The organism is Mesorhizobium sp. M1365, assembly GCF_040317865.1.
GTDB lineage: Bacteria > Pseudomonadota > Alphaproteobacteria > Rhizobiales > Rhizobiaceae > Mesorhizobium.
Genome location: NZ_JAMYLG010000078.1, coordinates 1 through 9575, shown reverse-complemented (window position 1 = coordinate 9575; position 9575 = coordinate 1). Strand labels below are relative to the sequence as shown.

Below are 9575 nucleotides of genomic sequence, written 5' to 3'. Positions count from 1 at the left end.
TCATCGACTCAATCTCCTCTTACGACGAAGATTGAATCAGTGCTTCAGGACTGCTGCAACCCGGACTTTTTCAACACTATCGACCTGGAGCGGACTTGACCACCAATCGACCTAGCTTCGAAATGGTATCAATTTTCCTTGCCACTTCCCGCCTTCCTCAAAGAAAAAACCAATAAAATCATTACGTGCAAACTGATCATGCCGCGCACTAAAATGATTGGTTCCCAGACCGCCGTCCTTTTCGACCCACACCCTCCAGACAACTTTCAAATTGTGGTTGCTTGCGAATTCCTCGATGAGGTCGCGTCGAACAATTGTGATGCCAGCTAAGAATTCGGGACTGTCGGAAAATGCGGGACCGCCATCAGATGTCACAAAGAAATTCGACCATCCATCCTTGGGGCGGAGCTTCAACTCTGCCAACAATGCGGGATGAGGCGTCGAGAATCCTGTCTCTTCTGTAACGCCACTTCGATCAAACTCACTATATTTAGGTGAAAAACTCTCGGCAATTCGCCCAAATTTGAAATTGGCTGCGTCGCATGACAGGGAAAAAGTTGGGGTCGAGGCTTGGTGCCTAAAGCTCCGCTGGCCGAAGAGGGAGGGCGAAGACCAGCCGTTCTCGAACACATCGTGGCTGTTTTGATTTACTATTTCGGTCGTCAGGCTTCCCAATTTGCCCAAGTCCTCGCGATTGACGAGAATGAGTTCTATTCCATATTGGGCGCTTCTAAATGGATCGCTCGACTCAAAACCTCTCATGTAGTCGGAACTTCTGCAAAAGCTACGATGTAAACACCATTGGTGCCCGTCCATATCTGGTTGGATGAGAAACGGTGTTGGGACCGGAATATCGTCCAAAGTTTTCGTCCAGGCCATGTTACTTTTGGGGCTGCTAGGGACAAAGGCCATTTCCGGTACGCGTATTGCTGCCGGCATATACGTCCCAGCTGGCTTGCTGAATGAACCGCTCAAATACGTCGCATCGATATCGGCACGTTCGAAATCTTCAAGCTGGATCAGAACGCTCGGTATCTTTCCCCAATCCACGTACCAATGATGGTCAGCCAGATAGCCGATTAGCTCGGCGAACGCGATGTGCTGGTATTTTTTTCCAATTCTCTCCACCTGGTGGTCATGCCTGCCATGGGAATATCTCAGCTGGTTTTTTTCGATTTCCTCGTGCAAGGATTGTTGCCATCCAAGTTCCAGCGTCCGATTGAAAACCCAGCATTGACCCTTCAAAAGCGGAAACATCGGGATTCCATTTTCTCGAAATCGGTTTAGCGGTTGAAGGCATTGGTATTCTTCCTTCAATTCATCGGGCAACAACCCCAAAAGCGAATTCTCGGCTTCCGCATAAAGCTCTTCGAGAGTCGGGCCGCCAATTTCTTGAACAGCGTCATCTTTTAGGAAACTATCATGATCACCGATAGATTCCATAAGATCGAAAAGCCCACTCCTTTCCTGCAGCACAGATAGTCGGGTGAGTTCGGCATGGGTGTCTTGAGCGCTTGCACCGAGTGCAACAACCTTGTCCCAAAAGAGCTCTATCTCCTCTTTGCGAGTTAATGGAGGTTGACCTGCCCGAACAGCCATCGAAAAACTGTTGTCGATTCCGCCCATGGTATAGCGACCGAAGTCTCCTGCCATCATGGGCGCCTTTCCATCAAAAGGCGTGCTGATGTAGCCGACGACCGAACTGAAGATGGATCCGGTGCTTTTATGATGCGTTGCGATCTGCTCCAGAGTCGGCCAGTCCGATATCAAGTCAGACGAATAAGGTGGAGCAGACCTGGCTATGAGTTCTTTGCTAACGCCGACGTTGTTAAATGCGGCATGATTAACGATGATCTGAGCGTAGCGTCTTGTCCACGCATGGCGCTCCACCGGGCGCCTATTGAAAACCATGCGGTCGGCTGCGAGCGCGGCAGCTTTCAGAACACCTATATCAACGCAATAGAGGGCGCCAGCCGAAGCGGCGGCCAAGACGCGCTCGCGGACATAGGAATCATCCCACTCGGCAAACTCGCCTATCAATATCGGAATCTCCTCGGGAAACTTAACGAGCAGGCTTGCCAAAGCCTTGGTTGCGCAATCCCGCAATTCTCTGTCCGTTGTGGAGGTCATCAAAGCGAGTGCTGTCGCCACCTCATGGATCTTTTCCGCTTCAATTTCAGACTTTGGTGCAACCCAGGCCCAGTCAATCAGTTGTTGTACAGCGGACCAATCATCGTCGTATGTCTCGGTCTTCCCGACCAGATAGACTGACCATTTGGCATCTCGCTCATCAAGTGGTAACGACGCCAGTTCTTTCTTTAAATAAGACGCATTGAGGGGGCAGTCTGGTAGCGGCGCCATCTCCAGAAGTAAGTCAAACCATTTATAATCATCGATCGATGGGTCTTTTTTTCCTTTCCTTTGTCTTTGTCGTTCCAGCAATCTTACCGTTTCCTCTGAAATGTCCGTGCCCTGTCTCCACGACAGTGATGACACGAATTCGTCCACCGAAATGTGCACGCGTTCAAAAAATTTTTCTTCAATTAGCGGCAGTTCTCGCCCAAGTCGGGCAGGAGTCAGAGCAAGAAGTGCAATTCGTGGTCCAGAGAATTGATAGTACCGCTCTTCGGAAAATAGATATCCGTATTTGCCATCGCCCTTCAGCTCTTTCGCGAGCGTCTCGAGGTCCTGGCAATCGCGGATTATCGCGTCGGCCACGAAGTAATCACTGAATTTTTGAAATGCAAACGATACGCGTTTCCCGCTCTCCGAATCGGCCGACGGAAAGTCGAGCAACAAGCCCTCGTCTATTAAGCGTGGCAAAAGCCGCTCGCTATCTTTTGTCGGCGGTGCCAGATTAACTGTATCCTCACAAATCTTGTATGCTATCTCATGTGCAACATATTCGTTTCCGCTTATCGCCATTGCTGACGCAAGCTTCTTCATTATTTTAGGAATCGCCCCGTCGTTCAGTGAAATACGATCAAACCCCCTTGTGATCAAGTTTTGCTCAACCGCGCCAAGCCAAAAGGATATCAGCGTCGCAATAGAGTCCAAGCCACGTGGAAATGAGACTAGGCCCTTAGCTTTCATGAAATCCACAGCAGTCGAAAGAAACAGCGGGTTGTAGAGGATTTCGTTCAAGCCAAAGATCGGCGCCGAAGGGCGCTCGATCCCGTTTCGGTCGAGATATTCTTTTGCCGCCTCTCCAAGGTGCCCTCTAAATCCATGGTGCGAAATCTGGGATATATCCAGCCCCGAGCGTATGCAAAGTTCTCTGTAGGAAGAGCGAATGGAGACACAAAGCGCGATGCGGCTGAATTTCTTGATTTGCGCGATGAGGCTTGGCAGTCCCGATTCCCATCCCCTGGCAAACAGGCTTTCATTTAAGCCGTCGATCACAAGGAGAACTGGATTGCCGTTCGCGAGTGCGGCGCTATGGAGCGCGGCTAAGAAAGTCTCGAATCTGAGATCACCGATATCCAGGTAGCGCAACAAATCCTGTTCCGGTCTGTCCCCGTGATCCAGAACCCTTGCGGGAACGAATAGCGCAGGATTGCTGCTTTTTACGTGAGTTTCGACTTCGCTGGCGAGTAGGTGGGATTTGCCTATTCCTGCTTCTCCGTCCACCAGTAGTATGGGTTGTCGCAGCAGTTCAATTTCCAGTGACGAAAACTCTGATGATGCCTCTCCGATCTTCGTGGCGAGATCTCTTATTTTGTCTCGGACCCCGCCAGAGAACACATATGAGGATTTCTTCTCGCCGGTTTCCGGATGGGTTTCCTCATGTTGCTCGTATTGGGCGTCAATCAGGGCTCGATAAGACGGATTTTCACGTCTAGTCGCAGAAACTTTGCGCAAAGTCTCCGACAACAGACGTGCGTATAAATCTCCGTGATCGCAACCCGTCAAAGAGCCGCTACTTTCCTCAAGAAATTTCGTCAGGCTCGCGCAATGCTCTTTCAGCGGACCGATTTCACCATCCATATTTGCGAGCGATTGAAGGGTGGCTATCGCGCCAGTCACGTTTTGCGAAAGACGCAAAAAACGATGTTCGAAGCTACTGTCTCGGCGCAGTACGCGGATCGTATTGCCTATTCTGACTTCCACGTGATCATTAGGGCGATAGCGCTTTCCGATATAGGCAAATGACCTAGCCAACTGATTTTGAAACCACTCAAGGTCCAGAGCTTTTTCGTCAAACCAATAAAGCCGCATACCAGCTTGATTGCATCATTGCGCTGCAACCTAGCGACGAAATAGCTTTCATCCCAAAGCTCAATTGAAACCGACCGGCCGAGCTTGGCAGCTTCATCGCCACACCCCTCCTTGAAGCCGTTCCAATTTTTCGTTTGAGTGTCGTTGTTCCCTTCGGCATGCCCTGAGAAATTCCTGGGAACGGCGACATAGTAACGTTCCAGCTTGGGAAAATTCGCTAGCGCTGCGCTGAACGATTTCTTGAGCTGAGCAACCTCAGACGCCGCAAATGAATCAGGGAAATATTTGCTTTGCCAGCCCCAAACACGACCATCGGGAAATTTGACCAGTATCTCAACCCCGCCGTCAGCTCCAGGCCCGCGACTTTCGATTGCTTCATAATTCTCCGGAGGGTCTGCGAGCACCAATTGGCGGGTAAGCTCCTCAAACCCATCGTTCTGGGAGCTCCGATGTTTTCGGATGTTGCGAAAATTTATGTCTGGGGTGGGCAAGGTACGCTGATTCCAGGTTCGGTCGATTCAACCATTAATTCTTCCTCTAGTTATTCAAGATTCTTCTCGACGTAGCTACGATTTTCCATTTCGCAGTTTATGCGGAGCGCGCGCAAAGAATCGTCTGGCGTTCTAACGTTTCTGCCCATGGCGCAGAACGGTCGTCGATGACAGGCGCTGAGCCTGAAATCGGGCACGCCCATAACCAAGTTATCCCCTTGCCTTCCCATCGACCTTCCCCTAATCTCCCACTGAGAAAACCTTTTCCCAAACTGCCCCGCACCCGCTGACCTCACCATTCAGCACCCGCAGGCCCGTAAGAGAAAAGCTTTTCTCAAATGGGAGGATCGATATCCGAATCATGGCGTCCGATGCGCAGCCAACGCCCGCCAAGCAGCCTGTCACCCTGCGTGAAGTGGCGGCGCTTGCCGGCGTCAGCGTTGCCACCGCCTCAAAAGCGCTTAACGGGCAGGGGCGAATGACCGCCGAAACGCGCGAGCGGATTCGCGAGACGGCGCCGCGGCCTGGCCTTAGCCCGAACAGCCTGGCGCCGAGCCTGTTGCAGCGGCTCCTTTACCGTCGGGCCCGCTGACCAACCACCTATCGCCGCGCCTTCGGCGCGCATTTGTGACGGTCACCGCCCTCATGAAGCAACTCTGATCCCAAATATCATCGTGCGATGCCAAGCCGCTGCGGGAGGGGATGCGGGTAACGTCAGCAAAGTGGAACAATCCGGCAGCCGACGGGTTTGTACGATGAAGGGCGATCTGTTTCGGAGGAAGAATACGATGAAACGCGTCCTTGCCCAACATGCGGTGCGACTGATGCTGGGCGGCGTAACCGCCTGCCTGCTCCCGGTCGTCGAGATTCCCAACTCAATTGCGCCATTGTCGCTTGTGTCCGAGGCAAGGGCTGCCACCACCGTTTCGATCAGCACGTTCTACGAAGACCTGTCTTCCTATGGTGATTGGGTCTCGTATCACGGAGCGACCGTTTTCGTGCCGGTTGATGTGCCTGACGATTGGCGTCCGTATACGCTTGGACATTGGGTCTATACCGAGCAGTATGGCTGGCTCTGGGTGTCCGACGAGCCATTCGGCTGGGCGACGTACCATTACGGCCGGTGGGGCTATGCCGACGATATTGGCTGGTACTGGGTTCCGGGCACTCGCTGGGCGCCAGCATGGGTGAGTTGGCGTCGTGACAGAGAGCACATCATTTGGGCGCCGCTGCCGCCCCGCCGCGATCCGGATTTGATTTCAATCGAGGTGACCTTCGACACGACGCCGGATTATTACTGGGTTGTGGTCCCCACCCGCGAATTCCTTGCCGCGGACATTTCTGTGGTCGTTATTCGTGATGAGCCGGAGTTTGTGCGCATTGTCGAGGCGGCCGAACCGGCCGGCGACGTGACGATCCAGAACAATTTGGTGATCAACAAAGTCATTGATGTCGATGTGATCGAAAAGGAGACGAACCAGAAGGTGACTGCCGTCAAGGTCAGCAAGACCGACGCGCCCGAGCAGTCCGGCAAACTGGAAAACGATACGGTCGCTGTCTTTGAGGGCGAGGTGAAAGCCGACCCTAAGGCCAAACCAGCTAAGCTCAAAGACATCGAGGAGGTGAAGCAGGTTCAGGCTGGCCGGAAATCGAAGCCGACCGAAGGCGCTGCAACGACCGAGCAGGCCAAGCCCGAAGAAACCGCCAAGCCTGAGAAGCCGAAGGTCGGCGAGCAGCCCGCCGCCGAGCAGCAGCAGGCCGAGCCCGAAAAGGCGGCCAAGCCCGAGAAGCCGAAGGCCAAGGAGCAGCCCGCCGCCAAGCAGCAGCAGGCCGAGCCGGAACAGGCGGCCAAGCCTGAGAAGCCGAAGGCCAAGAAGCAGCCCGCCGCCGAGCAGCAGCAGGCCGAGCCGGAACAGGCGGCCAAGCCCGAGAAACCGAAGGCCAAGAAGCAACCCGCCGCCGAGCCGCAGCAGGCCGAGCCCGAGCAGGCGGCCAAGCCCAAGCCACAGAAACAGAAAAACAAGGCGTGCGATCCACAGACTGAGAACTGCTAGCCGTGCGGGAAGACTGCGGCACCGCGATTATTCCATCGCGGTGCCCGCTGAACGGCAATGCACGCCAAAGCTGCTCGCCCTCTTTCCTTCGGGCCGCCATGGCAGATCCTGGACCCAGGGCAGCGAGTCGTACTTGACTGCCGAACATGCCTGTAACCAGGCCATTCCCTCTTGCCATCCTTGCATCCTTCCCCTAATCTTCCTTTTGAGAAAACCTTTTCCCAACTCTGCCGGCATCCGCTGACTTCACCATTCAGCGCTTCGCAGGACGATAAGAGAAAAGCTTTTCTCAAATGGGAGGATCGATATTCAAATCATGGCGTCCGATGCGCAGCCAACGCCTGTTTCTGCCAAGCAGCCGGTCACCTTGCGTGAGGTGGCGGCACTTGCCGGCGTCAGCGTGGCCACGGCCTCAAAAGCGCTGAACGGGCAGGGGCGGATGACTGCCGAGACGCGGACCCGTATTCGCGAGACGGCGCAGCGGCTTGGCTTTCGCCCGAACAGCCTGGCGCAGAGCCTGTTGCGGCGGCGCTCCTTTACCGTCGGGCTTTTGACCAACGACACCTATGGCCGCTTTTCGCTGCCGCTGATGGCCGGCGTTTCCGATGCGCTGGTCGATGCCGGCGTCTCGGTGTTTTTGTGCAATGTCGAGGACGACCCGCGCCTGGCCCAGCTGCATGTCGATGCCATGCTCGACAAGCGCGTCGACGGCATCATCGCCACCGGCAAGCGCATCGACCGCCATCTGCCGGTCGACCTCGCCAATCTCGGCATTCCGGCGATCTACGCCTTCACCGAGCCCGATCCCGGCGCTATCGCTTTTGTCTCCGACGATGCCGGCGGGGCGCGGCTGGCGGTCGAGCACTTTTGCCGGCTTGGGCGTCGGCGCATCGCCCATGTCAGCGGTCCGGCGAGCTTTGCCGTGGTGCATGCCCGCGCCGAGGCCTATCGCGAGGTGCTGGCCGAGAAAGGCCTGCCGGTGATGGAGCCGCTGCTCGGCCAGTGGTCGGAAGCCTGGGGGCATGAGGCGGTCGGAAAACTGTTCGACGGTGAGGGTTTCGACGGCACGCGCGAAAAGCCCGATGCGGTGTTTTGCGGCAACGACCAGATCGCGCGCGGCGTCATCGACGCCTTGCGCGAGCGCGGTATTTGCGTGCCGGACGAGGTCGGCGTCATCGGTTTCGACAATTGGCAGATCGTCGCCGAGGCAACGCGCCCGCCGCTGACCTCGGTCGACATGAACCTTTCAGCACTTGGCCGCGAGGCCGGCCTTGCCTTGCTTTCGCTCGTCGGCGGCGAACCCGCCGAGCCGGGCATCAGAAAACTGCCGTGCCGGCTGGTGGTGCGTCAGTCATGCGGCCGTCCGCCGGACGGCTGAACGAAACGGGCCGTGTCGATAGTCACCCCCTTGGGGGCGCGGCTAAATTAAAACGCTAAATTAAAACCATGTGGAGGAGAAGCATGAGAACCACCATTACCGGGCTCGCCATCGCCGCGAGCATTTTGGGCACGCTGGCAACGGCCGGCCCGGCCGCCGCCGACACCGCCAACATCTGGGTGCGCGCCGACGGCTCGAACTTCATGCCGCGCGTCGTCGATGCCTTCAACAAGGGGCATCAGAACCAGATCAAGCTCGACATCATCCCCAACGCCGAAATCATTCCGAAATACGGTGCTGCCGCCGCCGGCGGCACGGCACCCGATGCGCTGTCGCTCGACCTGATCTATACGCCCTCCTTCGCCGCCGCCGGCCAGCTGGAAGACATCACCGACTGGGCGAAATCGCTGCCCTATTTCGCCAGCCTGTCGCCGGCGCATGTCAAGACCGGCACCTATAAGGGCCGCATCTACGGGCTGCCGTTCTCGGCCGATAGTTCGGTGCTGATCTGGAACAAGAAGCTGTTCAAGCAGGCCGGCCTCGACCCGGAAAAAGGCCCGACCAACTGGGCCGAGATCGAAGCCGACGCCGAAAAGGTCAATGCGCTCGGCGGCGACATCAAGGGCTTCTACTTCTCCGGCAATTGCGGCGGCTGCAACATCTTCACCTTCACGCCGCTGATCTGGGCGTCGGGCGGCGACATCCTGACGGAGGACGGCTCCAAGGCGACACTGGACACGCCGCAGATGCGCGGCGCCATCGACCTCTACCGTTCGATGGTCAAGAAGGACCTGGTGCCTTCAGGCGCGCAGACCGACACCGGCTCCAACTTCTTTGCCGCCTTCGCCACCGGCAATATCGGCATCTCGCCGTCCGGCGCCTTCGCCATCGGCGCGCTCAACACGCAATATCCCGATATCGACTACGGAATTACCTTCCTGCCCGGCAAGGACGGCGGCTGGTCGTCGTTTGCCGGCGGCGATAATTTCGTCGTCACCAAGGGCACCACCAAGGTCGCGGTGGTGAAGGAGTTCCTCGATTTCGCCTATTCGCTCGAGGGCCAGACCATCCTGGCGAAATACGGCAGCCTGCCGGTGCGCGGCGACATCGCCAACGAGGCGCTGAAGGATCTCGACCCGCGCTACAAGGTCGCCGCCGAGGCCATGGCCAAGGGCCGCACGCCCTATTCGGTGGTGTTCAACGACCTGATCAACTCGGCCAACGGTCCGTGGAACCAGATGATGAACGAGGTCTTCTTCGGCGAAGACGTCGACGGCGCCATCGCCAATGCGCAGGAAACCATGCAGTCGATCATCGATTCGGCGCCGCAGAAGTAAAGCGCCACCTCCCCCTCGAGGGGAGGTAGGACCGCAGGTCCGGCTGGGGTCCACTGCGAAATGGGCCGCACCACAAAAAAATATGGACCAAACAACA

General features: G+C 56.3%; 5 protein-coding genes and 1 pseudogene. 4 read left to right on the top strand and 2 right to left on the bottom strand.

Annotation, left to right across the window (positions count from 1 at the left end; all coding sequences use genetic code 11):
- Window positions 1-111 precede the first annotated feature (111 nt).
- Window positions 112-4110 (bottom strand): NACHT domain-containing protein, encoded by a 3999-nt coding sequence (locus tag NKH04_RS32365; protein ID WP_353045555.1) that lies wholly within the window; start codon window positions 4108-4110, stop codon window positions 112-114.
- Window positions 4095-4625 carry a hypothetical protein gene (locus NKH04_RS32360; protein WP_353045554.1) on the bottom strand — a complete coding sequence of 177 codons (531 nt, stop codon included), beginning with the start codon at window positions 4623-4625 and terminating at the stop codon, window positions 4095-4097. Before NKH04_RS32360 ends, NKH04_RS32365 begins: the two co-directional genes overlap by 16 nt.
- A 445-nt stretch (window positions 4626-5070) precedes the next feature.
- Here NKH04_RS32360 and NKH04_RS32355 point away from each other — a divergent pair.
- The 4 genes and pseudogenes from NKH04_RS32355 to NKH04_RS32340 all read left to right on the top strand — a co-directional run.
- Window positions 5071-5293 (top strand): annotated as a pseudogene (locus NKH04_RS32355) (LacI family DNA-binding transcriptional regulator); the annotation flags it as partial.
- Between the two features lie 204 nt (window positions 5294-5497).
- Window positions 5498-6763, top strand: a complete 1266-nt coding sequence (locus NKH04_RS32350; protein WP_353045553.1) for a DUF6600 domain-containing protein — start codon at window positions 5498-5500, stop codon at window positions 6761-6763.
- 316 nt (window positions 6764-7079) lie between these two features.
- Window positions 7080-8141, top strand: coding sequence for a LacI family DNA-binding transcriptional regulator (locus NKH04_RS32345; RefSeq protein WP_353045552.1), 1062 nt, complete (start codon window positions 7080-7082; stop codon window positions 8139-8141).
- 83 nt (window positions 8142-8224) lie between these two features.
- The gene (locus tag NKH04_RS32340) at window positions 8225-9478 is read left to right on the top strand and encodes an ABC transporter substrate-binding protein (protein WP_353045551.1); all 1254 of its coding nucleotides are present in this window, start codon (window positions 8225-8227) and stop codon (window positions 9476-9478) included.
- Window positions 9479-9575: the final 97 nt, after the last annotated feature.